Here is a 16,103-nt window from a genome sequence, read left to right on the forward strand (position 1 = left end):
GCGGGGAAACGAGTTGGCGTGCCGGGCCCGGGGGATGGCATGCTGGGGCCCGCAGAGGGGTGTAGCTCAGATGGCCAGAGCGCCGGTCTCCAAAACCGGATGCCGCAGGTTCGACTCCTGTCACCCCTGCCACCGACAGCGCCCCCACCTTCCGGGTGGGGGCGCTGTCGTTCGTCGGTGCGTCCGGGGCACGGTCCCGGGCGGGGCGTGTCCCCCGGGCGGGCCGGACGGTTGAGCGGGCGTGTCCTTCCGGCGTGTGATCACCGATGCGATGTGGGACCGGATCGAGCCGCTGATGCCGGCCGACCCGGCCCACGGGCGGCCGTGGGCCGACCACCGCCGCACCCTGGAGGCCATCGCCTGGAAGTACCGCACCCGCGCGCCCTGGCGGCACCTGCCCGACGAGCTCGGGTCCTTCCAGACCGCGCACCGGCGGCTGATCCGATGGGCCACGGACGGCACGTGGGAACGGGTCCTCACCGTCGTCCTCACGGAGGCGGACACCGCCGTCGACGACATCGCCTGGACCGTCCCGGCGGGACGCCTCCGTCCGCCGGGCCCGTCGACGGACCTCCGCCCGCCGGGCGCGTCCGCGCCCGAGGGAGCCGACCCCCGTCGGAGCCGGGTCTAACCGCCCAGCCACTCCCGCAGCAGCTCCTCGCGCTCCGCGCGGCGGGGCGTCCCGCCCTCCCACGCGCGGCCCCACCGCGCCATCGTCGCCAGCGTCGTCTCCAAGGTAGCCTCACCCTCCGTCAGACGGGCCAGGAGGCTGCGGGAGAGATCGGCCTCGGTCTCGGAGTAACCCCGGGCGGCGGCCACGTACGTCATCAGCTCATGGACGCCGTCCGCCGTCTCCACCCCGACCGTCATCAGCGGCGGGGCCTCGCCCCCCAGGCCCGAGCCGCCGGCCATGGCCAGCTCCAGCACCGTGCCGAGCGCCAGGTCCTTGACCGCGCCGACCTGCCGCATCAGCGTCCTCAGCGGAACCCCCGACACCGTCAGGTCCCTTATCTCCTCCCACAGGTGCAGCCGGGACTGCCCGTCACCGAGGCCCACCACCGCCTCCGGGGTCAGGCGCACTCCGGGCGCGTGCCCGGACGGCTTCGCGCCCACGTACACGTCGCCCTCGGCGATCCAGAACAGGCCCACCATGGCCATCGTCGTGCTCACTCTTCTTTCAGTGGTCAGGTCGCCCTCCGGAACGGACGAGCACCCTCGGAAGTTCCCAGGTCACGCAACACCCTGCGCGCCACCGACGTGATGTGCAGCTCGTCCGGGCCGTCGAGGACACGGGCCGTACGGCCGGTGCGGAGCAGGGCCGGCAGCGCGGTGTCCGGGCCCAGGCCCGCCGCGCCGAAGACCTGCACGGCCCGGTCCGCCACGTCCTGCAGGGTGCGGGCCGCCGCCGTCTTCGCCAGCCCCACCTCCACGGCGGCGTCGCGGCCCGCCGCGACCAGGGCCATCGCCTCGTACACCAGCGGCCGCGTCGAGCGCAGGGCCAGCAACGCCTCGAACACGTGCCGCTGGACGAGCTGGTGGTCCGCCAGCGGGCCCCGGGCGCCCTGCCGGGCGACGGCCCGCCCGCAGAGCAGGTCGAAGGCCCTCCCGGCCTGACCGAGCCACCGCAACGCCCGCAAGGTGCGCCCCAGTTGCAGACGCTCGCCCGCCACGGAGAGGGCCCCGCCCGGCGGGCCCACCAGCTGCTCCTCGTCGACCCGCACCCCGTCCAGGGCGATCTCGTACTGTCCGGTCGCGCCGAACACCGGCAGTTCGCGCACCACACGGAAACCGGGGGAGGCGGTGGGCACCAGGAGGAGCGAGAGGCCCGACCGGTCGCCGGGCTCGCCGCTCGTCCGGGCCAGGACCGTCACCAGATCCGCGTCCAGGGCGTTCGACACGAACCACTTGCGCCCGCTCACGCACCACCCGCCACCCGGCAGCCGCTCGGCCCGCGTCGCGGTCAGGGCCGGCTCCGTACCGGGCGTGTCGGGCTCCGTCATCGCGTAACAGGCGCGGAGCTCCCCCGAGACGAGCCGCGGCAGGTGGGCGGCCCGCACCCGGGGCGAGCAGTGCCGGGCCAGCATCGTCACGTCCAGGAGCGGGGCCGAACCCAGAACGGCCGGGCCGTGGTCGCTCGCCCCCTCCGCCTCCGCCAACGTCGCGTAAGCCTCCAAGGACAGGCCCCCGCCGCCCAGTTCGGTCGGCAGCGGCAACGCCCACAGGCCCGCCTCCCGAGCCTCCTCCCGCAGCCGCGCCCTGATCCGGGCGGCCTCCGGACCACCCGCGTCCAGCCGCGCCTCGTGCGGGAACACCCGCTCCCGCACGAACACGGCGACCCGCTCCCGCAGTCGCTCCACCTCGTCGGCGGCCGTCGGCTCCGTCACCACTCTCCCCTCTCACCGGGAACTCGGCAGAACACGCGTCCGACTGTCTGCCCGTGGAGGTGGTCGGCCCCCTCCGCCCACCGGTTCCCGCCCCCACCTCCACCTCCATCCCCACCCCTGCCCCGCCCCCGAGACGCGCGAGGAGACGAGCAGCATGGCGTCAGCGACGACGAAACCGGGACCCGCCCGGCCCCTCGACGGACTGCGGCTCCGGTCCGCCGGACCCACCGCGCTCACCTGGGTGGTCGACGACCACCTGCGCCGCCTGGGGGCGAGTACGGGGGAGCCGGCGTCCGAGGTGGACGGACGGTCCGCCGACGGGGCCCGCACCGGCGAGGCGCGGTTCGTCCTCGGGGGCGGCGGGTTCCCCGCCGTGCGCGCCCGCGCCCGTTGGGGCACGCCCGGCTCCGGTGTCGAGGACGAGGCCACCGCGCAGGCCGCGACCGGCGTGATGGGCGTCCACGGACGCCGCCACGGCACCCCGCGCGGCCTGGGTGTCGACCTCCTCGCCACCGCCACCGGCGTCCTCACCGTCCAGGGGCTGCTCGCCGCCCTGATCGGCCGGGCCCGCGGCAGCGCACCCGTCGGCCAGGTGGACACGGCCGCCGACCGCACGGGACTCCTCCTCGTCTCCCAGTACCTCGCCGCCGCCGGCGCCGACGAACCCGAAGCCGTCGAACTCGCCCCCGGAGGACCGCCGTTCACCTCCCGCGAAGGAACCCTCTTCGAGCTGGAGACCCTGGACCCCGGCGCCTGGGCCGCGTTCTGGCGGGACCTCGACGCGCCCGCCGACGCGATACGGGCCGGATGGCGCCCCTTCCAGTTCCGTTACGCCACCGCCTGCGCACCCCTGCCGCCCGCCCTGCACGCGACCGCCCTCGCCCACGGCATGCGGCGCATCCGGGAGGCCGCCGCCCGCTCGGGCGCCGAGGTGTGCCGGCTGCGGACGCTCGCCGAACGCGCCCGGGAAGAGGCGGGCGCCCGGCCCGACCCGTGGACGTTGCGGCCCCTCGGGCCGGGTGGCCGCGCCGCGCCTCGCTCCGGTGCCGCCGCGGCGTCCGCGGGCCGGCCGCTGGAAGGGCTGACCGTCCTGGAAGCCGGGCGCCGGATCCAGGCACCCCTCGCCGCCCACCTCCTCGGCCTCCTCGGGGCCCGCGTCCTGCGGATCGAGCCGCCCGGCGGCGACCCGCTGCGCGGCATGCCGCCCGCCTGCTCCGGCGTCTCCGCCCGCTGGCTCGCCCTCAACCGGGGCAAGGAAGCCGTCGAGCTCGACATCAAGTCCCCGGGCGACCGGGACGCACTGCGCGCGCTCGCCGCCGAAGCGGACGTGTTCCTGCACAACTGGGCCCCCGGCAAGGCCGCCGAACTCGGCCTCGAAGCGGCGGACCTGAGCGTCGCCAATCCCTCGCTCGTGTACGCCTACACCGGAGGCTGGGCCGGGCGGCTGCCCGACGCCCCCATGGGCACCGACTTCATGGTCCAGGCCCGCACCGGCGTCGGCGAGGCCGTCCACCCGGACGGCGAACCGCCCGTGCCGTCCCTGATGACCCTGCTCGACCTCCTCGGCGGCCTGCACGGCACCGAGGCCGTCCTCGCCGGACTCCTGCTGCGCGAACGGACCGGCCTCGGCGTGCGGGTGGAGTCCTCGCTGCTCGGCGCGGCCGACACCCTCCTGGCCCCCGCCCTGCGCCGAGCCGCCCGGGGCGCCGCCCCGCGCGGACCGGCCGGCTTCCGCGACACCCTCCCGACCGCCGACGGCCGGATCGCCCCCACCGACACCTCCGCCGCCGCAGCCGCCACGTACCCCCTCCACACCCTGCCGACCACGGAGGCCCTGGCCCTGCTCCGCACCCACGGCCTCACCGCCGTCCGGGTCGTCACCGACCTGGGGGCGTTGCCGGTGGGGCGGGACGCCATGGGGAGCGACGGCATAGGGAGTGGCTCCATGGGCGGCGACGCCATGGGAAGTGGCGACACGGGCGCCGACGCCATAGGGGGTGGCGCCATGGCTGCCGGGACCACGTTCGCGGACGCCGTAGGCGGCGACACCGTGTCCGGCGGCACCACCACCGCTCCTGCACCCGCCCCGGCACCTGCCCCTGTACCCGCCACCGCCCTCACCACCCTCGTGTCCCCCCGCACCGCCGTCCTCGACCCGCGCCCGCCCGGCCCGATCGGCCGTGACCGGCACGGGGCGCCCGCCGTTCCCGACCCCTGGAGCTTCGCGTGACCGTCGTCCTGCACGATCTGCTGCCCGCCCGGCTCCGTCGCTCCTGGGCGGTGGAAGGGCTCTGTCCCGACCTCGACCTGTACAGCCTGTTCCGGGCCCGGCAGATCGCCGACCCGCACCGGACCGCCGTGATCGACGCCAAAGGGGCGCTCTGTTACACGGCGCTCGACCGCAAGGTCCGATGTCTCGCCGAGGGGCTGCGGCTGCTCGGTGTCGGCTCCGGGGACGTGGTCGGGGTCCAGCTCCCCGACGGGCGCGCCGCGGTCGTCGCCGATCTCGCGCTCGCCGCCCTGGGCGCCGTCGCCCTGCCGTTCCCGGTCGGCCGGGCGGCCCCGGAGGCCGAGGGGCTGCTGCGGCGGGCCGAGGCCGTCGCCGTCATCGCCGCCACCGAGCACCGGGGGCGGACCCGCGCGGCCGACCTGCTCGCGCTCGCGCCCGCGTTGCCCGCCCTGCGGCACGTGATCTCCGCCGGGCCGGGCACCGCACCAGAAGGAACGATTCCGCTGGCCGGGTTGCTCCGTACCGACCCCACCGGCTTCGTCCCCGCCCGCCCTGACCCCGACGGCGCCGTCCGGATCCTGGTCTCCTCCGGCTCCGAGGCCGCGCCGAAGATGGTCGCCTACTCGCACAACGCCCTCGCCGGCGGCCGAGGCAACTTCCTCGCCTCCCTCCTGCCCGACGCCACCCCGCCGCGCTGCCTCTTCCTCGTCCCCCTGGCCTCCGCCTTCGGCTCCAGCGGGACGGCCGTCACCCTCGCCCGGCACGGCGGCACCCTGGTGCTGCTCGACCACTTCACGCCCGAGGCGGCCCTCGCGGCGGTCCGCGCCCACGCCCCGACCCACGTCCTCGGCGTCCCCACCATGATCCGGATGATGCTCGAACACCTGGAGCCGGCCGGGACGGCCGGGACGCTCCCGGCCCCCCTCGCCGTCGTCCTCGGCGGCGCCCCGCTCGACGAGGCCACCGCCACGGCCGCCACCGCGGCCTTCGGCTGCCCCGTCGTCAACCTGTACGGGTCGGCGGACGGCGTCAACTGCCATACGGGGATGGAGGGAACGCAGAGGACGGAGGCGACGGAGGCGACGGAGGCGACGGAGGTGACGGAGACGGCGGAGGCAGTGGAGGCGACGGAAGCCATGGAGGAGATCGGGGGGAGGGCCACGGCCGAGAGACCGGCTCGTCCCGCCGGGGCCTCCGTCGGCATCGTCGTCGGCAGGCCCGACCCCCGGGTCGCCGACATCCGCATCGCCGACCCCGACACCCACCGGCCGCTGCCCGGCGGCCGGATCGGGGAGATCGTGTCGCGCGGCCCGATGACCCCGCTCTGCTACGTCGCCGCCCCCGAGCTCGACGCCCGTTACCGCACCCCCGAGGGCTGGGTCCGCACCGGCGACCTCGGCTACCTCGACGCCGACGGCCTGCTCCACGTCGTCGGACGGCTCAAGGACGTCGTCATCCGAGGCGGGGCCAACATCAGCCCCGCCGAGGTGGAACGCGAACTCGCCGCCCATCCCCGGGTCCGTGACGTGGTGTGCGTCGGGGTCCCCGACCCGCTCATGGGGGAGCGGCTCGCCGCCTGCGTCGTGCCCAGGGGGCCCGGCGCGGGCCCGGCGCTCCCGGATCTGGGTACGCATCTGACCGCCCGCGGACTCGACCGCCACAAGCACCCCGAGCTGCTCCTCCTGCTCGACGCCCTTCCGCTCACGGCGGCGGGCAAGCCCGACCGGGGCGAACTGCGCCGACGGGCCGCACTCACCCCCGTACCCGCGGAGGCGTGAGGGAAGGAGGGAGGGGGAGGCAGCGGGGGCGGACGTGAGGGAGGGCGGGGGCCGAGGCCCCCGCCCTCCCTCACGCGGTCGAGCGGTCAGCCGGCCGCCGCGCCGCCCATCGCCTTCCTCAGTTCCGTCGCCGCGCCCCGGTACACGGCGAGCAGGTCCAGGTCCTCGGCCGGGTAGTTGGCGATCTCCACCTGCCGGGCGCCCGAGTCGGGCAGGACCGTGCCCGTCGACATGTGGGCGTTGTCGAGGACGAGCGCGGGCTTCTTCGCGGACAGGGCCGCGAGCTGGGCCGGGGTGACGGGCTCGGGGCCGTACGTGCCGACCGTCGTGGCGCCCGCGAGGCCGGCCGCCCAGCCGGTGAAGACCTGCGTGACGACCGCGGGGCTGCGGCCGCCCGGCCAGGCCGCGCGCAGCTCGCCGCGCAGCTTCGCCACCTCCGCGTCGAGGCCCGTCTTCCAGTGCGCCGCCGTCTCCTTCGTGCCGAACAGGGCGCCCAGGCGGGCGACTTCGGCGGCTGCCTTGCCGGGCTCGTTGTCGAGGTTCACCTCGACGAGCCGGGCCTTGGAACCGGCCGCCTCCTTGATCTTCGCGGCGTACGGCTCGAACGGCGCGTACAGCACGAAGTCCGCCCCGGCGACGGCCGCCAGGTCGGAGGGCTTCGGGTCGTAGTCGGGGGCGTGATGGACCGACCGCGGCACGATCACGGTCACGTCCTCCGCGCCCGCCGCCTTCGCGAAGGCACCTTCCCAGGTCGTCGTCGCCACGACCACCGGCTTGCCGTTCCCTCCGGGCGTCGCGTGGTCGTCGGCCGCCCCCGGGGCCGGGTCCGCGGTCCCGCAGGCCGAGGTCAGGAGGAGGGCGGTGCTCAGTGCGAGGAGGGGAAGGAGGGGAGCGAGGCGGGGGGTGTGGGGGAGGCGGGGGAGGAGGGTGGTGCGGACGCGGAAGCGCGCCATGGGCGGATTCTCCGTTCGGGGACGAGATGGACGGCGAGGACGACGAACCCCGCCGTGAGGACCAGGACCGGGCCGGGCGGCCAGTCCAGCCACAGGGCCAGCAGGAAGCCCGTCAGATTGACGCCGACGCCGATGCCGACCGCCCACAGCACGATCGACCGCAGCGAGCGGCCCAGGCGCCGCGCGGCCAGCGCGGGCAGCAGGGTGAGGGCGTCGACGAGCAGGGCGCCGGTGAGCTTGATCGCCCCGGCGACCGCCACCGCGACGAGGACCAGGAGCACCGTGGTGAGCAGCCGCACCGGCACCCCCGAACACTGGGCGAGCTCCCGGTCGTACAGCAGCAGCGCCACCTCGCGCCGCCGCCACCACAACAGCGCCGGCACGGTCACGGCGAGCACGGCCAGGACGACGAGGTCCGCCGTGCCGACCGACAGGATCGAGCCCCACAACAGGGCGAACGCCCCGGAGGCGTTGACGCCCGAGACGGCGAGGACGAGCAGCGCGCCCGCGATGGCCAGACTCATCAACAGGCCCATCGCGCCCGAGAGTCCGTCCGGGGTACGGGCCAGCGGCGCGACGCCCGCGCCCGAGAGCGCGCAGGCGACCAGCGCGCACAGCATCGGATCGAGCCCCGTCAGCAGACCGACCGCGATGCCCAGCAGGGCCACGTGCATCATCGCGAACCGCACCGGCATGATGTCGAGCCCGACGATCACCACCCCGACCACCGGCAGGCCCACGGCGGCGAGCAGCAGCGCGAACCCCGCCCGCCGCACCGGCACCAGGTCGAGCAGCGCCCCCAGATCGGCGGTCGCGAGCGCGCTCACCGCACCTCCCGCAGTCGCCCCGCGGCCATCTCCAGGACCCGGTCGCAGCGCGCGGCGAGCGCCCGGTCGTGGGTGACCACCACGAGCGTCACCGGCAGCGCCGCCAGCACGTCGGCGGCCTCCTCCTGCCCCGCGAAGTCCAGCGCGGCGGTCGGCTCGTCGGCGAGCAGCACCTGCGCGCCGGCCGCCACGCAGCCGAGCGCCCTGGCGAGGTACATGCGCTGCAACTGGCCGCCGGACAAGGTGTGTACGGGCCGGTCCGTCAGGCCGCCGACACCGAGCCGACCGGCCGCCTCGGCCGCCTCGGCGGGTGCGCCGCCGCTGGCCAGGAGCTCGTCGCCGCGCAACGGGAAACGCCCCGCCGCCGGTTTCTGCGGGATCCACGCGCAGGCCCGGCGGCGCGCCGCCCACTCGGCCGCCGAGCGGGCCGTGCGCCCGCCGACCTCGATGGTGCCGGTGGTGTGCGGGTGCAGTCCGAGGACCGCGCGCAGCAGCGTCGTCTTCCCGGAGCCGTTGGTCCCGGTCAGGGCCACCCGCTCACCCGCCGCGATCACCAGGTCGACGTCGGCGACGGCCTCCGTACGCCCATGGCGGCAGCCGACCTCACGCATGCGTATGTCCAGTCCGCCCATGCCCTGCCTCTCAGCCCTGCCCCGCCCTGCCCTGCCTCACGGGCGGGGGAGAAGTCGGCGGGCGCCGCCCCGGGGTTCCCACGGATTCGCCGGAACCCCGGGGCGGCGCCGACCGACCCCCTCCCGGGAACACACGGAGCACACAGAGCCCACAGATCCCACAGAACACTCGGGCTGCTCTCATCCCATCGATCTCATCCACCCCACCCGTCACAGCAGTCCAGGAGCTTCCCATGAACCGCAGGCAGTTACTCCGCGCCACCACCGCCCTCGGCGCCACGGGCGCCCTCGCGGCCACGGCCGGTGCGGCGAGCGCCGCGCCCGGCCCCGGCACCGGCGCCGCGCCCGGCCCCGCCGCGAACCGGCCGCTGCGCGTGCACATCCCCCTCTTCGACGGCGTCGAGGAGCTCGACTTCGCCGCGCCCTACGAGGTCCTGTCCGGCGCGGGCTTCTTCACCACCCGTCCGGTGGAGGTCCGTTACGTCTCGGCCGCGGGCGCGCGCTCCGTCACCGCCGCCTACGGGACGTCCGTCCGCGGCATCCGGCCCTGGGCGCCCGAGGAGGCCGACATCCTTCTCGTCCCCGGCGGCGGGTACGCGCGCCGGGACAGCCCGGGCGTCTGGGCCGAGATCGACCGGGGCACCCTGCCCCGGGCCCTCGCGGCGGCCGCCCGCCCGGGACTCACCGTCGCCGCGCTCTGCACCGGCGTCATGCTCCTGTCGGCGGCCGGCCTGACCCGGGGGCGCCCCTGCACCACCCACCACAAGGCCAAGGCCGACCTGGAGGGCCAGGGCGGCCTGGTCAAGAACGCCCGGGTCGTCGACGACGGCGACCTCGTCACCGCGGGCGGCGTCACCTCCGGCCTGGAGCTCGCCCTGTGGCTGGTCCACCGCGAGCTCGGCTCCGACACCGCCACCGGTCTGGAGACGATGCTGGAGTACGAGGCCCGCGGCACGGTCTGGACCTCCGCCTAGGGCCGGGCGGCGAGCCCCACGGGGTCCTACAGGCCCACGTCGCGGGCCTGGAGGTCGGCCTGCGTCTCACGGCGTACGAGCAGCCGGCTCGTCCCCGCGGCGACGGCCACCACGGGCGGACGGCCGACCAGGTTGTACGTGGAGGCCATCGACAGGTGGTACGCGCCGGCCACCGGCACCGCGAGCAGGTCGCCCGGGTGCACGTCCGAGGGCAGCGGGACGTCCTCGGCCAGGACGTCCCCGGCCTCGCAGTGGCGCCCCACGACCGTCGCCCGCCGCACCTCGGCCTCCGACCGGCGTCCGATCAGCCGGGGCGCGTACCGCACCCCGTACAGCGCCGGGCGGGGGTTGTCGCTCATGCCCCCGTCCACGGCGACGAAGCAGCGCTCGGGGGTCGCCTTGACCGCCAGGACCCGGTAGACGACCACTCCGGCCGGGCCGGTCACCGCCCGCCCCGGTTCGACGATGAGCCGGGGCACGGGCAGTCCCGCGCCCGCGCAGCTCTCGGCCAGTTCGGCCCGCACCCTGCGGGCGAGGGCGGTCAGGTCGAGCACGGGGTCGCCCGGCCGGTACGCGATGCCGTGCCCGCCGCCGAGGTCCAGCTCGGACAGCACCACCCCGTGCGCGTCCCGGGTGCGGGCCATCAGGCCCACCATGCGGCGGACCGCGACCAGGTACGGCTTGACGTCGGTGATCTGCGAGCCGAGGTGGCAGTGCAGCCCGGTGAGCCGCAGCCGGGGCTGGCCGAGGACCCGGGTGATCGCGTGCTGGGCGTGCCCGTCCCGCAGCGAGAGCCCGAACTTCTGGTCGTCGGAGCCGGTACGGATCTTGGCGTGGCCGCCCGCGCTGATCCCGGGCGTCACCCGCAGCATCACCCGCTGCCGCTCGCCGGGGCCGACGGCGGCGGCGATCCGGGCGATCTCGGCGGGGCTGTCGATGACGATCCGGCCCACGCCGAGCCGCAGCGCGGTCCGCAGGTCCTCCGGCGACTTGGCGTTGCCGTGCAGCAGGATCCGCTCGGGCGGGAAGCCGGTCGTGACGGCGAGTTCCAGCTCCCCGGCGGAGCACACGTCCAGGCCGAGCCCCTCCTCCTCGACCCAGTGGGCCAGGGCCCGGCACAGGAACGCCTTGGCCGCGTAGTGGACGTCGGCCTCGGGGAACGCGTCACGATAGGTGCGGCAGCGCTCGCGCACCTCGGCCTCGTCGAGGACGTAGAGGGGGGTGCCGTGGCTCTCGGCGAGCTCGTCCAGCGGCACCCCGCCGACGGCCAGGCGCCCATGGGGCCGCTCCTCGGTGCCGGCGGGCCACACGGACAGGTCGGCCGCGGGGGCGGCGACCGGAGGCAGCGGCGTCACGGTCATCTCGGGCCGCCCTTCAGCGCGCGGACGCGGTCAGCGGGCGGACGGGGCCGGCGACCGGAGCGCCGGCGCCCCGGCCAGGGACGGAGCCCGGGACGGGGCCCGGGACCGGGGCCGGGGCCGTCAGCGTCGGGTCGACGGTCAGGGCGTCGATGCCCAGCGGCCGCACCAGCGCCCGCAGCGCGGGCTCGGCGAGCGGCGTCCACGGCTGGTCGGCGCCGAGGACGGCACGGAGCCGGGCGGGCGTCGTGAACGCCACCGCCGTACGGGCCCCGACGGGGGTGCGGAACAGGCGGGGGGGCGCAGCCGTGGGCGACCGGCCGGACGGGGACGCAGAGCCGTCCGGCCGGCACCTGTTCGGAAGGCTCGGGATCATCGCCGTACAGCTCACCGCACTGGACGTGGGGCATGGTTCCTCCAGGGAACGGGCGTGCGCTCCGGCGGCGTTCGCGCCGGGGCAGTGCGTCGAAGCTACGCCCGCCCCCGGCGCCCGGGAGCTCCCCTGACGTACCCCTGACGCCGGTTTGACGCGAATCGTGCGCCTAAGTGGCGCCCGAGTGGTGCCCGAGTGCTGCCCGAGTGGCGCCCGAGCGCCCGCCGGATCGTGCGCCTGAGAGGCGCCGATTCGTCCGACGAGATTGCGCGATCACCTCGATCCGCGCGCGGGGAGCTGGCACGCTTGCCGTCGTGACGTACGTCGTAACCGTGGAAACGTGCATACCCGACGGTGCTCCCGAGCTGGACGAGCTGCGCAGGATCGGGGCCGGGACGCTGCTGGAGCGGGGCTTCGACTCCGTGGCCGGGGTCGAGGGGCCCGACGGGGTCGAGGTCGGCGTCCTCGACGTCGTCGTCGGGGTCCATCCCGGCGGCGCGATCCTGAACGTGTTCGTCGAGGCTCCCTCGCTGGAGGTCGCGGAGGACGCCGTCGGCTCCGTGACCCAGGAGGTCCTGGAACGGTCCGAGGTGCTGGCCGACTGGGTGGTGGAGAGCAGCGAGGTCAAGCTGCACACCGATCTCGCCCGGGAGAGCCTGGAGGCCGCCGACGGGCCCGACGCCCCGCCCAGCGACCCGCAGGTCCGGCGCGCCCAGCACGCCCGGAAGGCCGACGAGCCCTTCGAACCGGCCGAGGAGACGCACGACCCGGAGGCCGAGATCCGGGGCATGGCCGCACGGCTGCGGTCCTTCCCCCCGGCCGCGTTCGGGGTCGTCGACCCCGTCGACGAGTTCGGGGTCGGCCCCGGCGCCGCCGAACTGGCCGCCGGCGCCCTGGTCTACGGCGCCGAGGTGCTCATCGACGAGCTGTACGACGACGTGCAGGCGCTCGCCGAGGAGGACACCAACGTCGCCGACTGCGAGGGCCACCTCTGGCACCTGGACCAGCTCCCGGTGCGCTACGCCGCCCGCTACGACGAGCTGTTCGCCCGTCGGTTCCTCGTCACGGCCGTCGCCCTCACCACCCGCTTCACCGACGGCGGCTTCGAACGGCTCGGCTGCCTGGCCGAGGAGCTCGTGCTGAAGTTCCTCCTGGAGCAGGCGCACGTCACCCTCGACCTGTACGGCCTCCTGGACGACGAGGTCACCGCGGCGCTGGAGTGCTTCTCCAACGGCGTCTACGAGGACCAGGACTTCGAGTGGCTCTTCGACGACGCGGGCGACACCCCGGCCGAGCCGACGGTCCTCGGCTTCGGCACCTGGTTCACCCCCTTCGGCGAGGACCGCTACGTGCACCCGTACGCCGCCGACGAGATGGTCCAGGAACCGGAGGACGCGTAGGCAGTAGGCTCGGCGCGAGACGGGCGGTCCGGGGGGGTCCCGGACCGGCCCGGGAGAGACCGCAGGCAAGGAGCAGCAGTGTTCGTCAAGGTGTGCGGGCTCGCCACGACCGCCGACATCGACGTGGCCGCCGAGGCCGGGGCCGAGGCGATCGGCCTGGTGATCAGCGGGACCAGCGTCCGCGGCCTCGACTGGGACGTCGCCGTGCGTCTCGCCGCCCACGTGCCCTCCCACGTACGGTCCGTCCTCGTCGTCAACGACACGGCCGCCGGCGACGCCGCCCGCGCGGCGCGCGAGCTCGGCGTCGACGCCCTCCAGCTGCACGGCCCCGCCTACGCCCGGGCCGACTTCGACGAGGCCGCCCGCACCTTCCCGCGCCTGTGGCGGGCCACCTCGCTGAACGAGAAGCCCGACACCCGGGTCGGCGCCTACGGCGAGGAGGTGCTGCTCCTCGACTCGCCCCGCGCCGGATCCGGTGCCCGCTGGGACCTCTCCCTCCTCGACGCCGCCCGCCCCGAGGGCCCGTGGCTGCTCGCCGGCGGCCTCGCCCCCGACAACGTCGCCGAGGCGATCCGGCAGGCCCGGCCCTGGGGCGTCGACGTCTCCAGCGGCGTCGAGTCCGCCCCCGGCGTCAAGGACCACGACCGCATCCACGCCTTCGTCACGGCGGCGAAGGCCGCCGCCGCATCCGGGGCCGAAGCCGGGGCCGCGGACACCCTCTAGTGCTTCGAGGGCGGCCGCCAGGACGCGGGCATGACCGTGCCCCGGCGGCGGGGGACGGCGCGCCGGGGCACGGAGCTCGGGGGAGCCGGCAGGCTCTGCGGGGCGGAGGTGCTAGGTCGTGTCCGGAGAGTCCCGCCTGGCTCGCGGCGTCTGGCACGCACGATCGCGGCGTTGCCGGAATGCCCAAGTAGCTCCGCTACGAGGGCATCCCGGCGCCTTGCGCTCGCACGCACCAGACGCCGCGAGCCCTGCCCTGCGGGCAGACGGCGCTACTTTCCGGACACGACCTAGTACGAGCGGAACAGGCGGCCGTGCCGCTCGTCCCCCCGCTCGCCCGCCGCGCGCAGCCCGGACCACAGCACGGACTGGTTGGCGGTGACGACCGGGACGTCCAGCACCTTCTCCAGGAGCGGCACCAGCGACTGGCTGCGGAAGCCGCTGCCGGGCACGAGGACCCCGTCCGCCCGGCCGCCGGTGGCCTCGAAGGCGGCGGTGGCCTGGCGCAGCACCTCGTCCGGGTCGATCGCCCAACGGGCGCCCTCGTCGAAGGCGTTGTACGGCTCGACGTGCGCCCACTCCGGGCCAAGATCGAAGGGGTGGACGAACACCTCCTCGACGCCGTGCGCCGTCAGGTACGCCTCCGCCGCGCGGTGCGTCGGCGGCGTGAACCACGGCGGCATCACCACCAGCGGGCGCCGCACGCCCACCGCGGCCAGCGCCTCGGTCAGCGCCTGCCCCGAGGTGTAGACCGGCGTGCCGTGGGAGTGCGCGAGGGCGGCCTCGGCGAACTCGGCGTCGAAGCCCTCGCCGCCGAAGAAGCTGGGCGAGCCGAAGCAGAACGCGATCCGGTCGACGCCGAGCCGGCCGAGGAAGTCCAGCGAGCGGACCACGTCGGGCGCGTCGGCGAGCAGCCGCGCCGTGCTGCCGGTGTACTCGGCGTCGTCGAGCCGCGGGCACTCGAAGCGGGCCGTGTGGACGCTGGTGCCGTCCGGGGCCGTCCGCCAGATCTCGGTCTCCGGCACGGGGTCGTTGTGGATGACGAGGATGCCCAGGCGGGTCATGCCGCGGTCTCCTTCCCGCGCAGGCCGGCGAAGCCCCGCCAGGTCCACAGGGCGCCGACGGCGGCGATGGCCGCGGCCAGCAGGAAGCCGGGCAGGAAGCGGGAGTCCGCCGGTCCGTCGCCGAGCAGGATGACCAGGACGGCCACGCCGAGCGCCCCGCCCGCGTACTGACTGGTCGTCATGAGCGCGCCGGCCACACCCTGGTTGGCGTCGTCCACGTCCCGCGTGCCGCCGACGAACATCGACGTGTAGATCATGCCGTGGCCCAGGCCCGAGACGATCAGACCCGGCAGCAGGCCGGTCCAGTACGAGGTGGTGTGCACGCCCAGGGCGAGCAGCACCAGACCGGCCGCGCCGACCAGGAAGGCGACCGGGGCGCTGACCCCGACCCCCACCTTCGGGATGATCCGGCCGGCGATCATGTTGCCGAGCGTGATGCAGACGGCCAGCGGCAGGAAGGCGATTCCGGCGGCGAGCGGCGCCATGTCCCGGTTCTCCTGGAGGAACAGGGTCACCATGTAGAATTCGACGCCCGCGACGCTCGCCATGTACAGCGCCGTCGCGCCGCAGCCGACGAGCAGGGTCCGGGTGCCGCGCAGCGACCGCTCGATCAGCGGCACCGAACTGCTGCGCTCCCGCACCACGAAGACCGCCAGGCCGACCACCGCGGCGCCGAAGGAGATCAGCGTCGACGGCGCGCCCCAGCCGTCGCCCGCGGCGAAGGTCAGGCCGAACACCGAGGCCAGCACGGTCGCCGTGCACAGCACGGCGCTGAGGACGTTCAGCGGCTTCGCCGTGCGCACGTCCGCCTGGCCGAGGAAGCGCGGCGCGGCGAGCACGCAGATCAGCGCGAAGGGCAGGTTGACGAAGAAGGTCCACCGCCAGGACACCGTGGTGAGCAGACCGCCCACGACGACCCCGGCGGCCAGTCCGCTGGCGCCGACGGTGCCCCACACGGCCATCGCCCGGGTCCGCTCGCGGCCCGCCTCGAAACTGGTGTTGAGCAGGGCGAGGATCGACGGCTGGAGCGCGGCGGCGGCGATGCCCTGCGCGGCGCGGGCCAGCAGCAGCACGGCCGCGCCGGCCGCGAGGCCGCCGGCGAGCGAGGCCACCCCGAAGAGGGCGAGCGCGCCGATGAACAGGGTGCGCGGGCCGATCCGGTCGGCGATCCGGCCGCCGAGGATCAGGAAGCCCGCGAAGAACACGCTGTAGGCGCTGACGACCCACTGCATGGCGGAGCCGGACAGGTCCAGGTCGGCGCTCATGCTGGGCATGGCGACGAAGATGACCGAGAAGTCCAGCGCGATCAGGAACTGTGCGGCGGAGATGGTCAGCAGGCTGCCCGTGACGCTCCGCTGGGTGGAGGTGAGTGTGGCTGTCATGTCCCCTGGTCTCTACGGGTCGCTGGTT

At 75.5% G+C, this 16,103-nt stretch carries 14 protein-coding genes, 1 tRNA gene and 1 pseudogene; 7 read left to right on the forward strand and 9 right to left on the reverse strand.

What is annotated here, in order from left to right; all coding sequences use genetic code 11:
* Nucleotides 1-55: 55 nt before the first annotated feature.
* Nucleotides 56-132 (forward strand) — tRNA-Trp (locus tag AB0Q96_RS09450).
* 109 nt (nt 133-241) lie between these two features.
* Nucleotides 242-566: pseudogene (locus AB0Q96_RS09455) on the forward strand (transposase); the annotation flags it as partial.
* Between the two features lie 61 nt (nt 567-627).
* Here the strand turns inward: AB0Q96_RS09455 and AB0Q96_RS09460 are convergent.
* Together AB0Q96_RS09460 and AB0Q96_RS09465 are read right to left on the reverse strand one after the other, a co-directional pair.
* A complete protein-coding gene (locus tag AB0Q96_RS09460) occupies nt 628-1,170 on the reverse strand; it encodes a hypothetical protein (protein WP_365323370.1) in 543 nt (180 codons plus the stop codon).
* 14 nt (nt 1,171-1,184) lie between these two features.
* Nucleotides 1,185-2,384, reverse strand: coding sequence for an acyl-CoA dehydrogenase family protein (locus tag AB0Q96_RS09465; protein WP_365323372.1), 1,200 nt, complete (start codon nt 2,382-2,384; stop codon nt 1,185-1,187).
* A 154-nt stretch (nt 2,385-2,538) separates the two neighbouring features.
* Here AB0Q96_RS09465 and AB0Q96_RS09470 point away from each other — a divergent pair, with 154 nt between their 5' ends.
* Nucleotides 2,539-4,614 carry a CoA transferase gene (locus AB0Q96_RS09470; protein ID WP_365323374.1) on the forward strand — a complete coding sequence of 692 codons (2,076 nt, stop codon included), beginning with the start codon at nt 2,539-2,541 and terminating at the stop codon, nt 4,612-4,614.
* The gene (locus tag AB0Q96_RS09475) at nt 4,611-6,392 is read left to right on the forward strand and encodes a fatty acid--CoA ligase family protein (RefSeq protein WP_365323376.1); all 1,782 of its coding nucleotides are present in this window, start codon (nt 4,611-4,613) and stop codon (nt 6,390-6,392) included. The genes AB0Q96_RS09470 and AB0Q96_RS09475 overlap by 4 nt, the downstream gene beginning before the upstream one ends.
* A gap of 86 nt (nt 6,393-6,478) precedes the next feature.
* On the opposite strand, the gene AB0Q96_RS09480 is transcribed toward AB0Q96_RS09475, so the two are convergent.
* Genes AB0Q96_RS09480 through AB0Q96_RS09490 form a run of 3 tightly spaced genes read right to left on the reverse strand, consistent with a single transcriptional unit; the run spans nt 6,479 to nt 8,804 of the window.
* Nucleotides 6,479-7,345: a zinc ABC transporter substrate-binding protein gene (locus tag AB0Q96_RS09480; protein ID WP_365323378.1), complete on the reverse strand. Its 867-nt coding sequence runs from the start codon at nt 7,343-7,345 to the stop codon at nt 6,479-6,481.
* The gene (locus tag AB0Q96_RS09485; protein WP_365323380.1) at nt 7,258-8,172 is read right to left on the reverse strand and encodes a metal ABC transporter permease; all 915 of its coding nucleotides are present in this window, start codon (nt 8,170-8,172) and stop codon (nt 7,258-7,260) included. The genes AB0Q96_RS09480 and AB0Q96_RS09485 overlap by 88 nt, the downstream gene beginning before the upstream one ends.
* Complete coding sequence (locus AB0Q96_RS09490; protein ID WP_365323382.1) at nt 8,169-8,804, reverse strand: ATP-binding cassette domain-containing protein; 636 nt, start codon at nt 8,802-8,804, stop codon at nt 8,169-8,171. Before AB0Q96_RS09490 ends, AB0Q96_RS09485 begins: the two co-directional genes overlap by 4 nt.
* A gap of 233 nt (nt 8,805-9,037) precedes the next feature.
* Here AB0Q96_RS09490 and AB0Q96_RS09495 point away from each other — a divergent pair, with 233 nt between their 5' ends.
* Nucleotides 9,038-9,778: a DJ-1/PfpI family protein gene (locus AB0Q96_RS09495; RefSeq protein WP_365323384.1), complete on the forward strand. Its 741-nt coding sequence runs from the start codon at nt 9,038-9,040 to the stop codon at nt 9,776-9,778.
* A 26-nt stretch (nt 9,779-9,804) separates the two neighbouring features.
* On the opposite strand, the gene lysA is transcribed toward AB0Q96_RS09495, so the two are convergent.
* Nucleotides 9,805-11,139 carry a diaminopimelate decarboxylase gene (gene lysA, locus AB0Q96_RS09500; RefSeq protein WP_365323386.1) on the reverse strand — a complete coding sequence of 445 codons (1,335 nt, stop codon included), beginning with the start codon at nt 11,137-11,139 and terminating at the stop codon, nt 9,805-9,807.
* A 13-nt stretch (nt 11,140-11,152) separates the two neighbouring features.
* A complete protein-coding gene (locus tag AB0Q96_RS09505) occupies nt 11,153-11,395 on the reverse strand; it encodes an SAV_915 family protein (RefSeq protein WP_365323388.1) in 243 nt (80 codons plus the stop codon).
* A 428-nt stretch (nt 11,396-11,823) separates the two neighbouring features.
* Between AB0Q96_RS09505 and AB0Q96_RS09510 the strand changes: the two genes are divergently transcribed.
* Together AB0Q96_RS09510 and AB0Q96_RS09515 are read left to right on the forward strand one after the other, a co-directional pair.
* On the forward strand, nt 11,824-12,909 hold the full coding sequence (locus tag AB0Q96_RS09510; protein WP_365323390.1) for a hypothetical protein: 1,086 nt from the start codon (nt 11,824-11,826) through the stop codon (nt 12,907-12,909).
* A gap of 78 nt (nt 12,910-12,987) precedes the next feature.
* Nucleotides 12,988-13,632 (forward strand): phosphoribosylanthranilate isomerase, encoded by a 645-nt coding sequence (locus AB0Q96_RS09515; protein ID WP_365323391.1) that lies wholly within the window; start codon nt 12,988-12,990, stop codon nt 13,630-13,632.
* Nucleotides 13,633-13,919: 287 nt separating this feature from the next.
* Here AB0Q96_RS09515 and AB0Q96_RS09520 read toward each other — a convergent pair whose 3' ends face one another.
* A complete protein-coding gene (locus tag AB0Q96_RS09520; RefSeq protein WP_365323392.1) occupies nt 13,920-14,693 on the reverse strand; it encodes a hypothetical protein in 774 nt (257 codons plus the stop codon).
* A complete protein-coding gene (locus AB0Q96_RS09525) occupies nt 14,690-16,075 on the reverse strand; it encodes an MFS transporter (protein ID WP_365323394.1) in 1,386 nt (461 codons plus the stop codon). The genes AB0Q96_RS09520 and AB0Q96_RS09525 overlap by 4 nt, the downstream gene beginning before the upstream one ends.
* Nucleotides 16,076-16,103: the final 28 nt, after the last annotated feature.

Source organism: Streptomyces sp. NPDC093111 (assembly GCF_040683955.1).
Taxonomy (GTDB): Bacteria; Actinomycetota; Actinomycetes; order Streptomycetales; family Streptomycetaceae; genus Streptomyces.